This is a genomic window from Vibrio sp. 1402, from assembly GCF_033340275.1.
Genome location: NZ_JAWOWE010000001.1, coordinates 294591 through 312575, shown reverse-complemented (window position 1 = coordinate 312575; position 17985 = coordinate 294591). Strand labels below are relative to the sequence as shown.

At 44.9% G+C, this 17985-nt stretch carries 14 protein-coding genes; 10 read left to right on the top strand and 4 right to left on the bottom strand.

The window, feature by feature from the left end:
• Positions 1-3: 3 nt before the first annotated feature.
• A complete protein-coding gene (locus tag R7044_RS01310; RefSeq protein WP_047101298.1) occupies positions 4-711 on the bottom strand; it encodes a GntR family transcriptional regulator in 708 nt (235 codons plus the stop codon).
• Between the two features lie 180 nt (positions 712-891).
• Between R7044_RS01310 and R7044_RS01305 the strand changes: the two genes are divergently transcribed.
• Both R7044_RS01305 and R7044_RS01300 read left to right on the top strand, forming a co-directional pair.
• Positions 892-2220: a 6-phospho-alpha-glucosidase gene (locus R7044_RS01305; protein WP_047101299.1), complete on the top strand. Its 1329-nt coding sequence runs from the start codon at positions 892-894 to the stop codon at positions 2218-2220.
• A gap of 55 nt (positions 2221-2275) precedes the next feature.
• Positions 2276-3826: an alpha-glucoside-specific PTS transporter subunit IIBC gene (locus R7044_RS01300; RefSeq protein ID WP_047101519.1), complete on the top strand. Its 1551-nt coding sequence runs from the start codon at positions 2276-2278 to the stop codon at positions 3824-3826.
• A gap of 178 nt (positions 3827-4004) precedes the next feature.
• Here the strand turns inward: R7044_RS01300 and R7044_RS01295 are convergent, their stop codons facing one another.
• The 3 genes from R7044_RS01295 to R7044_RS01285 form a co-directional block, all read right to left on the bottom strand.
• The gene (locus R7044_RS01295) at positions 4005-6035 is read right to left on the bottom strand and encodes an acetoacetate--CoA ligase (protein ID WP_225455296.1); all 2031 of its coding nucleotides are present in this window, start codon (positions 6033-6035) and stop codon (positions 4005-4007) included.
• 87 nt (positions 6036-6122) lie between these two features.
• Positions 6123-7049, bottom strand: a complete 927-nt coding sequence (locus R7044_RS01290; protein WP_017820355.1) for an electron transfer flavoprotein subunit alpha/FixB family protein — start codon at positions 7047-7049, stop codon at positions 6123-6125.
• On the bottom strand, positions 7046-7798 hold the full coding sequence (locus R7044_RS01285) for an electron transfer flavoprotein subunit beta/FixA family protein (RefSeq protein WP_042523555.1): 753 nt from the start codon (positions 7796-7798) through the stop codon (positions 7046-7048). The genes R7044_RS01290 and R7044_RS01285 overlap by 4 nt, the downstream gene beginning before the upstream one ends.
• A gap of 155 nt (positions 7799-7953) precedes the next feature.
• Here R7044_RS01285 and R7044_RS01280 point away from each other — a divergent pair, with 155 nt between their 5' ends.
• The 8 genes from R7044_RS01280 (at position 7954) to R7044_RS01245 (ending at position 17961) form a co-directional block, all read left to right on the top strand.
• Positions 7954-9591 carry an electron transfer flavoprotein-ubiquinone oxidoreductase gene (locus tag R7044_RS01280; RefSeq protein ID WP_033906429.1) on the top strand — a complete coding sequence of 546 codons (1638 nt, stop codon included), beginning with the start codon at positions 7954-7956 and terminating at the stop codon, positions 9589-9591.
• A 241-nt stretch (positions 9592-9832) separates the two neighbouring features.
• Complete coding sequence (locus R7044_RS01275) at positions 9833-10633, top strand: ABC transporter ATP-binding protein (protein ID WP_005373297.1); 801 nt, start codon at positions 9833-9835, stop codon at positions 10631-10633.
• On the top strand, positions 10633-12585 hold the full coding sequence (locus R7044_RS01270; protein WP_005373296.1) for a long-chain fatty acid--CoA ligase: 1953 nt from the start codon (positions 10633-10635) through the stop codon (positions 12583-12585). Before R7044_RS01275 ends, R7044_RS01270 begins: the two co-directional genes overlap by 1 nt.
• A complete protein-coding gene (locus R7044_RS01265) occupies positions 12585-13478 on the top strand; it encodes a branched-chain amino acid ABC transporter permease (RefSeq protein WP_005373295.1) in 894 nt (297 codons plus the stop codon). Before R7044_RS01270 ends, R7044_RS01265 begins: the two co-directional genes overlap by 1 nt.
• An 11-nt stretch (positions 13479-13489) precedes the next feature.
• Positions 13490-14557 (top strand): branched-chain amino acid ABC transporter permease, encoded by a 1068-nt coding sequence (locus R7044_RS01260; RefSeq protein ID WP_005382737.1) that lies wholly within the window; start codon positions 13490-13492, stop codon positions 14555-14557.
• A gap of 45 nt (positions 14558-14602) precedes the next feature.
• Positions 14603-15847, top strand: a complete 1245-nt coding sequence (locus R7044_RS01255; RefSeq protein ID WP_033906430.1) for an ABC transporter substrate-binding protein — start codon at positions 14603-14605, stop codon at positions 15845-15847.
• Positions 15848-15927: 80 nt separating this feature from the next.
• Entirely contained in the window at positions 15928-16749 is an 822-nt protein-coding gene (locus R7044_RS01250) for an ABC transporter ATP-binding protein (RefSeq protein WP_005373283.1), read from the top strand.
• Positions 16750-16758: 9 nt separating this feature from the next.
• Entirely contained in the window at positions 16759-17961 is a 1203-nt protein-coding gene (locus R7044_RS01245; protein ID WP_033906431.1) for a phenylacetate--CoA ligase family protein, read from the top strand.
• Positions 17962-17985 lie beyond the last annotated feature (24 nt).

The window sequence follows — 17985 nt, the reverse complement described above, 5'->3', positions numbered from 1 at the left end:
GTACTACGTCCTAGTTGAAATAAACTCGAAGCTGTATTGATGAAGTCGGAAGTAATTGACGGTATATTCAAATGCACGACCATCTTCTAGGTAACCAGTGGACTCAACTTTTAGAATAGGGGAAGCTTCTGATTCATTCAGGTATGAGGCCGTCTCTGTATCTAACAAATACGGTTTGACAGACTGACTGCTTTTCGCAATTTTCAATCCTTTGCTATTTTCAATGTACTCATATTTAGAACCATTCATTATGGCTATGCTCAAGTCTGGAAATAACATTGCTGGCATATGAGTGACTTCGTAAATTTCAGGCTCATCATTAATACATCTGAGTCTATGTATTTCATATGTATCATCATTGGGCGAGAGATTTAACTGCTTAGCAACCTGCTCATTCGGCTTTTTAAGTTCGAACTTTATGACTTGAGAGCTAGGCGTTTTCCCCTGTTTACTGACTTCCTCGATAAAACCCAGCAAATGTAAGGCATCATGTTGGGCTTTTAGATCGTTTACATAAGTTCCACTACCTCTTGTCCGACTAATTAAATTATTGTCGACCAGAATTTGTAAGCTTTTTCTGATGGTTACGCGGCTTACGGAAAACTCTTCTTGCAAATCACTCTCTTTTGGAAGCATCGATTTAGGTTGTAGTTCCCCATCTTTGATCTTTTTTTCTAATCGTTCCGCAATGTCTATGTATTTGGGTTTCATAATACCTCGCTAAGTCTTGGATCATGATAGCAAGAATGTGATCTGAGATGTAGTTAATACTTTTCCTTAGGATCTTTGTGTGATTTTTATCTCGTATCTTTGTGCTTACACTTTAAATGTATCATAAAAGTATTAATACTTATTTTATACATTTGCAGGGTAAACATTTGAGGTAGCGGAATGAAACGTCAAAAATTAACGATTGTTGGTGCTGGCAGTACATACACACTTGGTATGATGAACAGCCTTATTGCTGAAAAAGATAACTTTCCACTCGCAAAAGTCGTGTTTTACGACATAGATGAGAAACGCCAAGAGTCGAATGCATTAGCTACTGAAATTCTATTGCGAGAACACTATCCAGAAGTTGAAGAGTTTGTTTATACAACGGATAAATCTGTCGCATTCTCAGATTCGGACTTTTTCTTTATCCAGATCCGCACTGGTGGGTTGGCCATGCGCGAGCGCGATGAACAGATCCCGCTATCCAACTCTTGTGTTGGGCAAGAGACATGTGGCGCGGGAGGAATGGCATATGGACTTCGCTCTATCGGCGACATGATCCAGCTAGTGAACGAGATCCGACAAACGTGTCCAGATGCGTGGATTCTTAATTACACCAACCCGGCGGCAATTGTCGCTGAAGCTTTAAATCGTGAATTTCCGCATGATAAGCGAATTCTAAATATCTGTGATATGCCAGCAGCGATTATGGTCAGCTATGCGCAATTGTTAGGATGTGAAATTTGGGACTTCGTTCCTGAATATTTTGGGCTTAATCACTATGGCTGGTTTACCAAAATTCGTAACAAACAGGGTGAAGACTTAACGGACAAAATTAAAAATATCATCCTAAAAGAAGGGATCAGTGCGGTTGATGCGGAAATAGCGGATGACCCATCGTGGCAAGCCACATTCAAAAACATGAGAACAATGCTTGTTGATAATCCAGAGTTTTTGCCGAATACGTATCTTCAGTACTATTTGTACCCTGAAAAAATGGTGGCGAAAGAGGATATCAACAATACCCGCGCAAGGCAGGTAATTAACGGCCGTGAGAAACGAGTGTTCGAATTGAACGCAAGAATAATTGAAGCGGGCACCACGAAGCACGAAACACTGCATGCCGATATCCATGGTCGATACATGGTGAGAGTCGCGGCTTCGCTAGCATACAACTTGAGCGATGTGTATCTCGTCATCGTACCGAATAATGGTGCTATTACAAATTTACAAAATGACGCCATGGTAGAAGTTCCAGCTGCGCTAACTAGTGATGGACCGAAAGCTTTTACTGTAGGAAAAATCCCAACCTTCCAAAAAGCCATGATTGAAAGCCAACTTGGTTACGAGAAATTAGTCGTGGATGCTTGGTACGAAGGAAGTCAGCAAAAGCTGATTAATGCACTCACACTTAACCGTACCGTGGTTAATGTGCCAAAAGCTAAAGAAATAACAAAACAATTACTAGAAGAAAATAAAGCCTACCTTCCTCAATTTTTTCAATAACAACTGGACGTTCGGGGCCTACTTGTAGGCTCCGTGAATGAAACAAGAGGTTTATATGAAAGACATTATTCAAAGGTTCGGGGCCGCGATGTTTGTACCCGTTCTATTATTTCCAGCAGCGGGCATGTTATTGGGTTTCTCTGTTGTGCTGTTAAATCAAGAAGTGTTTCCTTGGGCACTAGAGGGGAGTGCTTGGGTTAAAGTCTCGACGATCATTTTACAGGCATCTCTCGCTGTATTTAAAAATATGGCACTTATTTTTGCCGTTGGGTTACCTATCGCTTTAGCTAAAAAAGCATCTGGTCGCGCTGTACTTGCAACACTTGTTTCCTACATTACGTATAACTACGTTATTGGTGGAATCCTTCAATTTTGGGGGCCAGAACTGGGCGTTAACTATACGGAAGGTGAGCGAGGTTTGACTGAAGTTGGTGGCATTCTAACGCTTGATACCAACTTGCTAGGTGCGATTTTAATTGCAAGTCTCTCTGTTTGGGTTCACAACCGATTCTTTGATAAAAAGCTACCGGATTGGGCGGCTGTATTTGGCGGAACGCCATTGGTTGTGATCATTAGCTTCCCAATTATGGTCGTGATGGCAATTCTAACTTGTTTGACTTGGCCAAGTATTCAGCATGGTATTAACAATCTGCAATCATTTTTGGTTTCTGCTGGATCGTTAGGGGTATGGCTATTTACGTTTTTAGAGCGAATCATGATACCAACGGGGTTGCATCATTTCGTATATGGTCCCGTTTTTTATGGGCCTGTTGCAGTCGATGGCGGAACGGTTTCCTATTGGATTCAAAATATACAGACATTCGCCCAGAGCTCGGAAAGTTTAACGACACAATTTCCTCAGGGTGGTTTGATGTTGACGGGAATGGGTAAAGTGTTTGGTTGTACGGGTATCGCACTAGCACTCTATTCAGTTGCGAAAAAAGAAAATAAAAAGATGGTGATGGGGTTAGTGCTCGGAGCCGCAATCACAGCAATTCTTACAGGGATCACCGAACCAATAGAGTTTACATTCTTATTTATTGCACCTGCGCTGTTTGCTTTGCATGCGTTGTTATCTGCGACAATGGCAACGATCGCCTTTATGTTTGGTGTTTCCGGTAACTTTCAGACTGGCTTGATAGACTTCATTTTCCAAAACTGGTTGCCTTTGGCTGGTAACCATGCAGGAACATACGTGATTCAGATTATTATTGGTCTCATGTTTACTGGTGTTTACTTTGTTACGTTTCGCGCGCTTATTTTAAAATACAACATACTTACTCCGGGACGTGAAGGTGCAGATAGTAAGTTGTATTCCAAAGCTGACTACAAAGAAGCGAAAGCGGTCCATAACAGTAGCGCAAGTCCGTCACAAGCTAGTGCCTTTATTGAAGGTCTGGGTGGAAAAGAAAACATTGAATTGTTAACTAATTGCGCGACGCGTTTGCGTGTTAAAGTTAAAGATGTCTCTCTTGTAAAGGAGAACGCATTTTTCACACAGCACGGAGCGGTGAATATTGTTAGAAATCAAGAGAGCCTTCAAATCATCGTTGGTTTAACGGTGCCACAAGTTCGCGAAGATATGAGCCAACTGATAAAAGCTTAACCCCCAAACTAATGCTCCAGCTCATATGGCTCAAAGGTGAGATATAATTATCTCACCTTTTTTGTGTACATGAAGCATATTTCGCGCAGTTTCCACGAAAGTGGGGAGGAGTTATCGAGCGAGCTAAAAATACAGTTAGGTTATACCCGTCTGTATTGTTGGAAGACTTGTTGAGTCTCTAATTGACAGTGGCGCCACTTTCTATGTTGAAAAGCGTTTTAATTTCTTCCAGCACTTCTGGGTTAGCAATAGCACCAATGTTTTTTACAGCTTGTCCGTTTACCAATTGTTTCACTGCTAGCTCAACCAATTTGCCTGAGCGCGTTTTAGGAATATCACTGATGGCAAAAATTTGTCGTGGGACATGGCGCGGTGAACATTTTGTTTTCAATGTTTGGCGAATTGAATCGGTGAGTTGTTGGGTTAACTCGACGTTGTGAGCGAGTTTTACTAGTAACCAGATTTCTTCAGACTGCTGGTTTAACTTGCTGACAGCGATGGAGTCTTCAACCTCGGGTAACGTGTTCACTTGCTGATAGATTTCAGCGGTACCGATGCGTACGCCGCCTGGATTTAAGGTTGCGTCACTACGGCCATAAAAAATGAAGCCGCCATGTTCGGTTTGCATCACATCGTCGCCATGGTGCCAGATATCGGTAAACTTGCTCCAATAAGCGTTGTGATAACGTTCGCCGTTGTCGTTCCAGAAACCAATAGGGAAGTTAGGTAGCGAGTTATTACAAGTCAGTTCGCCGCGTTTTTGCGTAATAGTATGTCCACCATCCTCTAGAACACGTGCGTCGATTCCCAGCCCTGCGCCTTGGCATTCACCTTTGTAAACTGGTGAAATAGGGTTTCCAAGTACAAAGCATCCGCAAATATCTGTGCCGCCAGCGATAGAAGCGAGATGCAAGTCCTGCTTGATGTGCTGATAGACATAATTAAATTGTTCTGGGTAAAGCACCGAACCAGTTGAGCAAAGAGTTTTGAGTGACTTCAGGTTATGTTCTAGTTTTGGAGAGCAGTTTGCCTGTTCCAGTGCTTCTAAGTATTTCGCTGAAGTACCAAACAGCGACACGCTATGTTCTTCTGCTAATTGCCATAAGACGGAGTGATCAGGGTAAACCGGACTACCGTCGTAAATCACTAAGGCTGCACCACTCGCAAGAGCGGAAACATGCCAGTTCCACATCATCCAACCACATGTTGTGTAGTAGAAAACCTTGTCTTGCGATTTGATGTCGCAATGCAGTTGATGTTCTTTGAGGTGATTGAGCAAGGTACCGCCTGCGGAATGGACAATACACTTAGGTTGACCTGTTGTACCAGAAGAATACAAAATGAATAACGGGTCATTAAACAGCGTTGGTTGATATTGAATTGATTGTGGAGAAAAGTGGTGAGTAATATCGGACCAAGAAACAAACTCAGAAGTGCTAGCACTCTCAGCGTTTTGTAAATATTCGATTTGGCATACGCTAATAGTAGTCTCTTCGGAGGCACTGCTTAACTTACTACTAAGAGTGGTGTTCTTGTTCGTCATATCGAAAGCTTTGCCTCCGAACTGGTAGCCATCACAGCAAAAAAGAACTTTCGGTTTGACCTGACCAAAACGCTCTACGACGCTATCGATACCAAAATCAGGAGAGGTTGAAGTCCAAATGGCACCAAGACTGGTGGTGGCCAGCATGGCAATAACGGTTTCAGGAAGGTAGGGCAAATAACCCGCAACGACATCGCCTTTACCGACACCACAATTGAGTAGCCATTGTTGAATGGCAGAAACTTGTTCAAGCAACTGTTTACCGGTGAGTTGTCGGTGTTCACCGCTTTCATTGCTAAAAACAATAAACTCACGCTCTGGTGATTGTTCAGCCTGAGATAGGAGGTTCTCTGCGTAGTTCAGCGTGGCGTCAGCAAACCATACTGTGTCTCTATTTACATGATGATGATTAGAACCTGTTGGTGTCCATTTGGGACTGCCAAGGCTCTTGACTTGCGAACCTATATCTCCGATTACGTTGCAAAACTGCCAAGTATGTCGCCAAAATTCATCATTGTGCTCAATGGACCACTGGTGTAGAGACGTGTAATTGTTGATTACGGTACCTTCGGCTTTGTCTTTATTAACCTTTTCGATGAACCGTAATAAGTTGCTATTGCTGACGCGCTCAGCAGATGGTGACCAAATAGGTGCAGAATTTGGCATAGGTCCCTCTAATTTCAATTCTTTTGAATATGACCAAAAACAAAATAAAGGGGCGAACATAGCAGTGTTCGCCCCTTATCTGATCGTTTAAAGTTGTTCGGCAAGCTGAGGTAGTACCTCAAATAAATCACCAACCAATCCATAGTCGGCAACTTCAAAGATAGGAGATTCTGGATCTTTGTTGATCGCGACAATCACTTTGGATTCCTTCATTCCTGCAAGATGCTGGATGGCACCGGAAATCCCAACCGCTATATAAAGCTTAGGTGCAACGATTTTACCGGTTTGACCCACTTGTAAGTCGTTGGCAACAAACCCGGCATCAACCGCCGCGCGAGAAGCGCCAATGGCAGCACCTAGTTTATCGGCCACTTGTTCGATCAACGCGAAGTTCTCTTTGCTACCGACCCCGCGTCCACCTGACACAACCACCTCTGCCGCGCTTAATTCAGGACGTTCTGACACGGTTTTATCGACAGAAACCAATTCAACCATTGGAGCTGAGATAGTGACCTGCTGATGCTTAATATCAGCTTGGTTGTGACAAGTAACCGGCTCAAACGCAGACGCGCGCACGGTGATGACGCGAACCTTGTCGCTGGTGGTCACTTTGGCAAATGCGTTTCCTGCGTAAATAGGGCGGATAAAAGTGTTTTCATCGATAACTTGGACAATATCGGAAATTTGCCCAACGCCGAACTTCGCTGCTACTCGAGGTGCAAGGTCTTTCCCTTTTGATGATGAGCTAGCCCAGATTGCGTCAAAACCTTCAGCAATACTCACTACAATAGGTGCGATACTCTCGGCAAATTGATGCTTAAGTTGCTCATCATCGACACAAATTACGTTTGATATACCATCAACGCGACAAGCTTGCTGAGCGACTTCTTCACACTGGTGGCCCACTACGATCAAAACATTGTCTTGGCTGACTTGTTTTGCTGCATTAACCACTTTGAGTGTGTCCGCATGCAATTGGTTATTGTCATGCTCTGCTATGATTAAGTTCTTCATGAAATCACCTTCGCTTCGTTACGCAGCTTATCGAGAAGCTCTGAGACAGATTCAACCTTGATGCCACCTTTTCTTTGCGCTGGCGGTGTGATTTCTTGAATGGTTTGGCTAAATACCACTTCAACACCCAGACTGTCAGGTGTGATGGTATCTAACGGCTTGCGCTTAGCTTTCATGATATTAGGCAAAGAGGCAAAACGCGGTTCATTCAGGCGTAAGTCAGTACTGATCACCGCAGGTAAGTTCATCGCGACCGTCATCAAGCCGCCGTCCACTTCTCTCACGACCTGAACTTTTTGATCTTCAATCTTCACGTCGGAAGCGAAAGTTGCTTGAGGCCAGTCAAGTAGGGCGGCCAGCATCTGAGCCACTTGGTTGTTGTCCGTATCAATGGATTGTTTACCCGTAATCACAAGCTGTGCTTGTTCTTGCTCAACTAGAGCTTTGAGCAGCTTAGCAACAACTAATGGCTCTATTTTGTCTTCAGTATCGACATGAATAGCGCGATCGGCGCCTAATGCAAGCGCGGTACGTAGTTGCTCCTGACACTGGCTACCGCCAGCACTGACAACGATGACTTCATCTGCAATACCTTGCTCCTTTAGTCGTACGGCTTCTTCAACGGCTATTTCGCAAAATGGATTAATCGTCATCTTGACGTTATTGGTTTCAACATCGCTATGGTCCGCTTTCACGCGAACTTTAACGTAGGGATCAATGACCCTTTTGATTGGCACTAGTATTTTCACGTTAGATTCCTTTTACAGTGAAGACTATGTGTTTACAGTGAAGACGATGTGATGACGTCTTTAAAATGATGTTAATTTACCTTTACGTTTGCGTCAACTTTAAATATATTGTTGATTAACAAGTTGGCAACATGCAAAGAAAAAGGAATGCAATCATGGAAAGAGACTGCATGGAATTTGATGTTCTGATTGTAGGCGCTGGTCCCGCAGGTTTGTCTGCGGCATGCCGAATCAAACAATTAGCAGCAGAAAAAAAACAAGACCTCTCTGTTTGCGTGGTAGAAAAAGGTTCTGAAGTTGGAGCGCATATTTTATCGGGTGCGGTGTTTGAAACGCGGAGTTTGGATGAGCTTTTTCCCGACTGGGAAGAGAAAGGCGCTCCGCTCAATACCAAAGTAAACCAAGATAAAACCTACTATCTAGGCAATGACATCAATGGTCATGAACTGCCTTCTTGGGCGGTGCCTAATACGTTACATAACAAAGGTAATTACATCATAAGTTTGGGCAGTCTATGCCGATGGATGGCGTTGCAGGCTGAGAACTTGGGGGTGGAGGTCTACCCAGGTTTTACCGCCAGTCAAGCGATCATCGATGAAGATAGTCGTGTTTGTGGCGTGATCACGGGCGATATGGGATTAGATAAAAATGGTGAACAAAAAGAAAATTTCGAACCTGGTATTGAACTGCGAGCGAAGTTTACTTTATTTGCTGAAGGCGCACGGGGGCATATTGGTAAGCAGTTGATTAACCGATTTAATCTTGCTGAAGAGAAAACGCCTCAACACTACGCTATCGGTTTTAAAGAGCTGTGGGAAATCCCATCAGAGCAGCATCAGCAAGGTTTAGTAGTGCACGGATTAGGTTGGCCGTTATCAAATGAAGCTACAGGTGGCAGTTATCTCTACCATTTAGAGGGAAACCAAGTTGCCGTCGGGTTGATTGTTGACTTGAATTATAAGAATCCGCACTTGAGTCCATTTGATGAGTTTCAACGTTTTAAACACCACCCGTTGATTGAGCAATACCTCAAAAATGGGAAGCGTATTAGCTATGGCGCGAGAGCGATTACCAAGGGCGGCTTTCATTCGCTTCCCACGCAGCAGTTTGCTGGTGGCTTGTTAATTGGCTGTGATGCAGGAACACTTAACGGCGCTAAAATCAAAGGCACACACACCGCAATAAAATCTGGAATGCTTGCCGCTGAAGCAGTATGTGAAGCCCTTGAGAGTCAGTCAGTTACTGCTGATTATCAAAAGCATTTCAAACAGTCTTGGCTGTATGAAGAGCTTTATCAAGCACGTAACTTCTCAAGTGGAATCCACCGCTTTGGATCGTGGCTGGGCGGTGGTTTAGCGCTGCTGGAACATAACGTGTTAAAAGGTAAAGCTAAGTGGCATATCCGCTGTGATAAGCCTGATCATCAGTCTCTGTTATTGGCGGAAAACAGCAATGAAATTGTCTATCCGAAGCCTGATGGCGTGTTAAGTTTCGATCGCCTCTCTTCCGTTTATCTATCCAATATCTTCCATGAGGAAGATCAACCATGCCACTTACGACTGGAGAACCAGCGGATCCCTATTGAGCAGAACCTTGAATTATATGCAGAGCCAGCACAGCGCTATTGTCCGGCTGGCGTGTATGAAATCGTACAGGGGGAGCAGCAGCCAGAGCTGCAAATAAATGCGGCCAACTGTATCCACTGTAAGACGTGCGACATCAAAGATCCAAGTCAAAATATTACCTGGACTCCGCCAGAAGGTGGTGGTGGTCCTAACTATCCAAATATGTAAGCGTTTGAGAATAATTTTTATTAACAATTTATTTACTTAAAGTTTGCGTTAGTTCAAATCTTTCTCGATGAACTCGATTGCAACTTAATCTTTCAGGCACTATTCTGATTTTAAATTGACGTTTACGTAAACTGAATACAAAGTTGATGCATAGGTGTAAAAGCGGTTACCAGTATCAAAGTTAGGTTTGATCAAATAGTGCTCAATGGAACGCACTTAAATAACGAAAGGGAGATCAACTATGGTATCGGAATCGCCTCTGTTGCAGGTAAACGATATTTCATTGGCTTTTGGTGGGGTGAAAGCTTTAACTGACGTGAGCTTCCATGTGAATGAAAAGGAAATTTTTTCAATCATTGGTCCAAACGGTGCAGGTAAAACCTCAATGCTCAATTGCATCTCTGGTCGATACACACCAAACAAAGGCTCTGTAATCTTCGCTGGAGATGACGTAACTAAACGTACACCAAGCCAACGAGCTGAGTTAGGGCTGGGAAGAACCTTCCAAAACTTAGCGCTCTTTTCTCATATGTCGGTACTGGACAACATCATGGTTGGCCGACACCACCTACTGAAAAATAACTTCGTCACGGGGCCACTCTATTGGTTCTCCAATGCGCAGAAAGAAGAGATGGCGCACCGCAAATATGTGGAAGACGTGATCGATTTTCTAGAAATCCAGCACATCCGAAAAGCGACTGCAGGCACGCTATCTTACGGCTTACGTAAGCGTGTAGAGCTTGCTCGTGCCATTGCCTTAAAACCTAAGTTACTGCTGCTTGATGAACCAATGGCAGGTATGAACTTGGAAGAAAAGGAAGACATGGCACGTTACATCATGGATCTGAATGAAGAATTAGATATCACGATCATCATGATTGAGCACGACATGGGCGTGGTCATGGACATCTCTAATCGCGTTTTGGTTTTGGATTTCGGTAAACACATTGCTACGGGTGAGCCTGAAGAAGTGATGGCCAACCCACATGTGAAACAAGCGTACTTAGGCGAAGAGTTACCGACATTAGAGGAGAGTGCATAATGGCACAGCAACATAATGATTGGGCAGATATAACCCGCTTAGATACCTTTCCAAAAGTGTTGCAACACAATGCCAAGAACTGGCCCGAACAAGTCGCAATGCGTGAAAAGGAGTTTGGTATATGGCGAGAGTTCACTTGGAAAGATTATGAAAACCGCGTCAAGTGGATGGCACTGGCACTACGAGATTTGGGTATCGGTGAGCAAGATGTCGTTGGTTTGCTAGGTGATAACCGCCCGGAATGGGTATGGGGCGAGTTAGCGGCACATGCGATCAAAGGTTTCTCGCTGGGCATCTATCAAGATTCTATGCACGAAGAGGTGGCGTACCTTATCAACTATGCCAAAGCAAAAGTCGTGATTGCCGAAGATGAAGAGCAATGCGACAAGCTGCTTGAGCTTGGTGATGAAATTCCTAGCGTTGAATACATTATTTACTGCGATCCTCGTGGAATGCGTAAATACGATGATCCAAGATTGATTGATGTTGAACAGGTCTACAAAAAAGGTCAGCTGATTGATAAAGCGGACCCAGACAAATATCTCAATATGGTTGTTGAAACCAAAGGCAGCGATCTTTCAATTCTTTGTACAACGTCGGGTACGACTTCTAAACCAAAATTGGCTCAGCTACACAGTGGCACGTTCTTGGATCACTGTGCGGCTTACTTGCGTGCAGACCCTCGTTCCCCAGGCGACAACTACGTTTCTGTTCTGCCTTTGCCTTGGATTATGGAGCAGGTTTACGTGGTTGGTCAGGCGTTGATTTCTCGTCAAATCGTTAACTTTGTGGAAGAACAAGAAACCATGATGTCCGACTTGCGTGAAATCGGTCCAAACTTTGTGCTGTTAGCGCCGCGAGTGTGGGAAAACATTGTGGCAGACGTGTCTGCACGAATGATGGATTCGACACCGTTTAAGCAAAAGATGTACAAACTGGGCATGAGCTTAGCCAACAAAGCGTTAGAGCAGGGCAAACGTTCTAAACTCGCCGAATGGATTCTTTTGCGTGCTTTGCGAGACCGTTTAGGCTTTTCGAACCTAACATCTGCTGCAACGGGCGGCGCGGCGATGGGGCCTGACACTTTCCGTTACTTGCAAGCGATCGGTGTACCACTCAAGCAGCTTTACGGTCAAACCGAAATGTGTGGTGCGTACACCGTCCACCAAGCCGATGACGTGGACTATGATTCGGTTGGCGTTGCGTTTGATAATGCAGAAGTGAAAGTCATCAACCCAGACAGCAATGGCGTTGGTGAAATCATCGCGAAAAGTACAGGCATGTTTACTGGCTACTTAAACAACCAAGCAGCATATGATGAAGATGTTCAAGATGGTTGGATGCACACAGGCGATGCGGGCTATTTTAAAGATTCCGGTCACTTGGTGGTGATTGATCGTCTGAAAGATATGTCGGAAACCAGCCACGGCGACCGCTACTCTCCGCAGTTCATTGAAAACAAACTCAAGTTCTCGCCGTTTATTGCAGAAGCCGTGGTGGTAGGTAAAGGTCGACCTTGGCTGTCTGCCATCATCTGTATTCGCTATGCGATCGTCGCGAAGTGGGCAGAGCAACGCGGCTTGGCATTTACCAACTACACCAACTTATCTGCTCAACCAGAAGTGTACCAAGCGATTCGTGAAGAAGTTCAAAAAGTGAACGAATCCCTACCGGATGCACAGAAGATCAGCAAATTCATTCTACTTTACAAAGAGCTGGATGCCGACGATGGCGAGTTAACTCGTACGCGTAAAGTGCGTCGTGGTGTGGTTGCAGAGAAATACGGAGACATCATCGAAACCATCTACAGCGACGATCCAAAAGTCGATGTCGATACAGTGATCACTTATCAAGATGGCACTAAAACACGCATTCAAACGTCGCTAGTTATTGAAACGCTTATTGAGCATGAGCCAACACTAGTGGATAGCGAACAACGGAGGATCGCATAGTGAATACGGATTTATTACTGCAACTCGTCATTAATGGCGTGATCGTTGGCATGTTGTATGGCGTTGTCGCCATGTGCTTTGTATTGATTTACAAATCGACCCAGGTGGTCAATTTTGCTCAGGGTGAGTTCTTGTTGATTGGCGCGTGGGTATGTTGGGCGGCATTGGTGCACCTACAGTTACCGTTCTTTATTGGCTTTTTACTCACGCTCGCGTTCATGATGATTTTTGGTATCGCCGTGCAAACCATTGTGCTCAGACCGTTGATTGGTGAACCGATTATTTCTGTGATCATGGTGACCATCGGTCTATCGATGTTTTTCCAAGCGCTGATGAAGTGGATATTTGGCGTCTCTGCTGTGTCGTACCCGCAAGTGTTTGAAACCAACGTGGTGAATATCGGAGGTTTGAATGTTGAGTTTGCTTACATTCTGAGTTTGATCTTCTCAATGCTCATCATGGGCGCGTTTTACTGGTTCTTCAAATTCAGCAAAATGGGTCTGGCAATGCGCGCAACGGCATTTAACCAGCAAGTAGCCCAGAGTCTTGGCATTTCCATCAAGAAAGTGTTCGCCATCAGTTGGGCCATTTCGGCAATGGTATCTGCAACCGCAGGGATTGTTATCGGTATCGTTAACGGCGTATCTGACGCGCTATCCATTATTGGTATCAAAGTTTTCCCAGCCGTTATTTTAGGTGGCTTAGATTCGGTAGTCGGCGCAATTGTCGGTGGTATCACCATCGGGGTGCTAGAAAACTTGGCTGAGTTTTTTGATAGCCAATACCTGCAAGTGGGTAACCTGTACAACATCGCACCATTCTATGTGCTGTTAATCATTCTTGCCTTCAAGCCATATGGCCTGTTTGGTACCAAAGATATTGAGCGTATTTAAGGAGAAATAACATGGCTCAACTTAGCATGCGCCCATGTGGGGATTTTCGAACCACATACAAAAGCGATACGCCAATTTTTGAAACCAAAACCATCAGAAGCCTTGCGATTGCTGGTGTCATCGCCATGCTGGCAGCACCGCTGGTCTTGGATATTTACTTCCTAAACCTGTTTATTCAGATTGCATACCTCGGTATCGCGGCATTGGGCTTAAACATTCTGGTTGGTTTTACCGGACAAATCTCGCTAGGTCACGGTGCGTTCTTTGGCTTTGGCGCCTTTGCATCGGCTTGGTTAAATAACCAGTTTAACATTCCAGTCGTGTTTGCGATTCCGCTCGCGGGTTACTTAACCATGATTGTGGGGATGCTGTTTGGTCTGCCAGCGGCTCGAATTAAAGGTTTATACCTAGCTATCGCAACGTTGGCGGCGCAGTTTATTCTAGAGGACTTCTTTGCTCGCGCAGATTGGTTCAGTGGCGGCTCATACGGTGCTAGCGCGAACCCAATTAATTTGTTTGGCTTTGAGTTTACGACTGACGAAAGCTTTTTCTATATCGCTCTGTTTGCGCTGATCTTCATGTATATGTGGGCATCAAACTTAATCCGTTCTCGTGACGGTCGCGCGTTTGTCTCAGTACGAGATCACTATCTGTCAGCAGAGATCATGGGCATCAACCTAACTAAGTATCGTCTGCTCTCATTTGGAGTGTGTGCATTCTATGCTGGCATCGGGGGCGCACTCTACGGACATTATCTAGGGTTTGTATCAGCAGAAGGCTTCACCATCATGATGTCTATCCAGTTCTTGGCAATGATCATCATTGGTGGCTTAGGCTCAGTCAAAGGTACGCTGATGGGGACGATATTTATCGTACTGCTGCCTGAAGTTTTAGAGTTTGGCGTAACGGGGCTTTCAGCGTTTGGTGATACCACCGCTTTCACTGATGGTCTGGCTTACTTCAAAGAAATGGCGATTGGTTTAGTCATCATGCTGTTCCTCATTTTCGAACCTCAAGGATTATCGCATCGCTGGCAACAGATTCGAGCATATTGGAAACACTATCCGTTCTCATATTAACGTGGAATTAAGTGGAATATACCTCAATAACAAGGACAACGAGTTATGAACAAAGGACATTTAGCGACAACGTTGGTGCTGTCATCTGCACTGTTTACTACCACAACTTGGGCAAAAGATTCTGTGTTTGTCGGGCAATTAGTCGACTTTTCTGGACCAACTGCCTATGTGAGCAAGCCTTATGGTTCTGGCGTGCGAGACGCATTGCGTTGGATTAACCAAAACGGTGGCATTAACGGTACCGAGCTCGAATTTGAAACAGTAGACATGGCGTACAAAGTACCAGTGGCGATTTCTAACTATAAACGTTGGGTGGCGCGTAAAGACATGGTTGCGCTGCAAGGTTGGGGTACGGCGGATACCGAAGCACTTATTTCGTTTGTCACCAAAGACAAAGTGCCGGTGTTCTCTGCTTCTTACTCTGGTCACTTAACTGACCCAACTGGCAAAAACCCAAAAACCGCGAAACCAGCGCCTTATAATTTCTTTTATGGTGCGTCGTACTCAGATGCGTGCCGTGCGCTAGTTAAGTGGGCGAAAGAAGATTGGGAATCTAAGGGCAATCAAGGTGCGCCGAAATTTACGCACATTGGCGATAACCATCCATTCCCGAATGCGCCAAAAGAAGCGTGTGCAGAGTACGCTAAAGAGCTTGGTTTTGATGTGCAAAACCCAGTCGTTGTGTCACTAAAACCAGGGGACTTCAAAGCGCAATGTTTGTCGCTGAAAGAGTCAGGCACCAACTATGGTTACATTGCTAATATCGGTAGCTCGGTTATCTCACTAGTGAAGTCTTGTAACACGGTTGGGACAGAGTTCCAGTACATGGCAAACATTTGGGGCGGCGACAAGCCAGTGCTTGAAGCAGCAGGCGATGGCCTTAAAGATTACGTTTTCCCGGGTATGACGGCGTTTTGGGGAGATGATAATGAGGGCATGAAGCTGGTTCGTGAGATTTCTAAGCAGTCTGAATCAGAGCCGGGCGAATTCAGAACTCACCATTACATTCGCGGTATTTGTTCTGCGTTCTATATGAAAGAAGCAATGGAGTGGGCGAAAGACAACGGTGGTATCACAGGTGAAAACATCAAGAAGGGCATGTATGTCCATGACAACTGGGTACCACAAGGCTTAGAAGGTGTTTGTGTCCCTGCGAACTGGAAACCGGAAGATCACCGAGGCACAACAACCGTGAACGTCTTTATGGGCAACAACGATGGCGGCGCAGTTGATATTAAGAAAGTATCTCAGGTGACATTGTCACGTCGTGACGATTGGCTAGGTTACTAATCTACGACTTATTAATAACAAAGCTTACTGAAAATAAGGATGGGTGAGAGAACACTCTCACCCTAGCAAGGAGTAGCTTGATGGCTGAATTAGCAACGAATATCGAACCGGCAGAAATACTGCTTTCAGTGAACAACATTGAAGTCGTCTACGACGAAGTAATACTAGTACTTCGCGGTGTGAGTTTAGAAGTTCCAAAAGGGCAGATTGTGACCTTACTGGGCGCCAACGGTGCGGGTAAATCCACAACGTTGAAAGCCATTTCTGGTTTATTGAAAACCGAAGATGGTGAAGTGACGCGCGGCGAAATCAACTTCATGGGCGAGCGTATAGACAACAAAAGCCCGGAAGAGATCGTCCGTTCGGGCATCTTCCAAGTTATGGAAGGGCGCCGAATTGTTGAAGATATGACGGTAATAGAAAATCTTCGCTTAGGCGCTTATACACGCACTGACAACGAAGTTGAACAAGACATCGAAATGGTGTTTGACTATTTCCCGCGACTCAAAGAGCGCACTGGCCTGGCGGGCTATTTGTCTGGCGGTGAGCAACAAATGTTAGCGATTGGCCGAGCGTTAATGGCTCGACCGAAGATGATTTTGTTGGACGAACCGTCTATGGGGCTTTCTCCGCTGCTAGTTAAAGAAGTATTCAGCATTATTAACAAGATCAACAAAGAGCAAGGCATTACCATGCTTTTGGTTGAACAGAATGCCAACTTCGCTCTTCAAGCGGCCGATTACGGTTACATCATGGAATCAGGCAAAATCGTACTAGATGGCAGCAAGCACGAATTGCTAAACAATGAAGACGTAAAAGAATTCTACCTTGGCGGCGGCGATGAAGATCGCAAGAGCTTTAAGAATCTGAAATCTTACAAACGTCGTAAGCGTTGGTTGTAAGGAGCAAGGATGAACGAACTATTTGATGCGAAAGAATCGTTGTCTCTACAGGCGCGAGAAGAGTCGCTGTTTCAACGTTTGCCAGCACTGATTGAGAATTCGAAAGCCAATAGCGAACATTACGCAGCGCATTTTTCTGAGTTAGATCCTACATTGGCAAACAATCGTGAAGGGCTTGCTCAGTTCCCGATTACACGTAAGTTCAATGTACCTAATCAGCAGCAACTTAAACCGCCGTTTGGTGGCTTAAATAGCGTTGCCATTGGTCAAATGGCGCGCGTATTCCAATCTCCTGGGCCGTTGTATGAGGCTCAAACGGATGAGGCCGATTTCTGGCGTATGGGGCGCGCGTTTCACGCTGCTGGGTTCTGTGCGGGTGATTTAGTGCATAACACGCTCTCTTACCATTTCTCTCCTGGCGGATTTATTATGGATGGTGGCGCAAGGGCTTGTGGCTGTGCGGTATTTCCGGCTGGAGTAGGCAATACCGAAGCGCAAATAGAGGCAATTAAACAGCTTCAACCTAATGGTTACACTGGCACACCTTCGTATTTGCTGACGTTGCTACAAAAGTACCAAGAGAAATACAATGAGCTGCCTAGCTTTGAGAAAGCTCTGGTCTCTGGTGAAGCGGTTACAGCAGACATGGAACAGATGTTTGAGGAAAAAGGCATTGCAGTCTTTCAAGCCTACGCAAGTGCAGAGCTTGGTTTGATTGCTTATCAAGTGTCTGGTGAACAAGGATTAGTGATTGCCGAAGATATTATTGTTGAAATCGTTGATCCTGATGGTGTTCCTGTACAACCGGGAGAAGTCGGTGAAGTCGTTGTAACCTCGCTTGATGAGAAGTTCCCGCTGATTCGCTACGCAACGGGAGATTTATCGGCATATCTAGAGACAAGTTCTGATTCTTCACGCACGAATGCACGAATTAAGGGCTGGATGGGACGAGCAGACTCCGCGGTGAAAGTAAAAGGGCTGTTTGTTTATCCGCATCAGATCCAAGAAGTCTGTCGTCGCCACGATATTAAAGGCTCCTTGAAAATTGAGCGCGATGGCTTCAACGATGCCATTACTTTCTGTTGTCATGATGTGCATGTATCAGCAGAGGACATTCAAGCAACACTCCAGTCTGTCACTAAACTGAAAGGCAATGTCCAGTTTGTACCGAACCAAGCGGAGCAGCCGTTAATCAATGATCTTCGCAGTTAACTCATTGGTGGCATAAGTGCAGTA

Bases quoted from the DNA above. Each gene is read 5' to 3' on its own strand.
- R7044_RS01310 (WP_047101298.1), bottom strand. From the start codon at position 711: ATGAAACCCAAATACATAGACATTGCGGAACGATTAGAAAAAAAGATC.
- R7044_RS01305 (WP_047101299.1), top strand. From the start codon at position 892: ATGAAACGTCAAAAATTAACGATTGTTGGTGCTGGCAGTACATACACA.
- R7044_RS01300 (WP_047101519.1), top strand. From the start codon at position 2,276: ATGAAAGACATTATTCAAAGGTTCGGGGCCGCGATGTTTGTACCCGTT.
- R7044_RS01295 (WP_225455296.1), bottom strand. From the start codon at position 6,035: ATGCCAAATTCTGCACCTATTTGGTCACCATCTGCTGAGCGCGTCAGC.
- R7044_RS01290 (WP_017820355.1), bottom strand. From the start codon at position 7,049: ATGAAGAACTTAATCATAGCAGAGCATGACAATAACCAATTGCATGCG.
- R7044_RS01280 (WP_033906429.1), top strand. From the start codon at position 7,954: ATGGAAAGAGACTGCATGGAATTTGATGTTCTGATTGTAGGCGCTGGT.
- R7044_RS01275 (WP_005373297.1), top strand. From the start codon at position 9,833: ATGGTATCGGAATCGCCTCTGTTGCAGGTAAACGATATTTCATTGGCT.
- R7044_RS01270 (WP_005373296.1), top strand. From the start codon at position 10,633: ATGGCACAGCAACATAATGATTGGGCAGATATAACCCGCTTAGATACC.
- R7044_RS01260 (WP_005382737.1), top strand. From the start codon at position 13,490: ATGGCTCAACTTAGCATGCGCCCATGTGGGGATTTTCGAACCACATAC.
- R7044_RS01255 (WP_033906430.1), top strand. From the start codon at position 14,603: ATGAACAAAGGACATTTAGCGACAACGTTGGTGCTGTCATCTGCACTG.
- R7044_RS01250 (WP_005373283.1), top strand. From the start codon at position 15,928: ATGGCTGAATTAGCAACGAATATCGAACCGGCAGAAATACTGCTTTCA.
- R7044_RS01245 (WP_033906431.1), top strand. From the start codon at position 16,759: ATGAACGAACTATTTGATGCGAAAGAATCGTTGTCTCTACAGGCGCGA.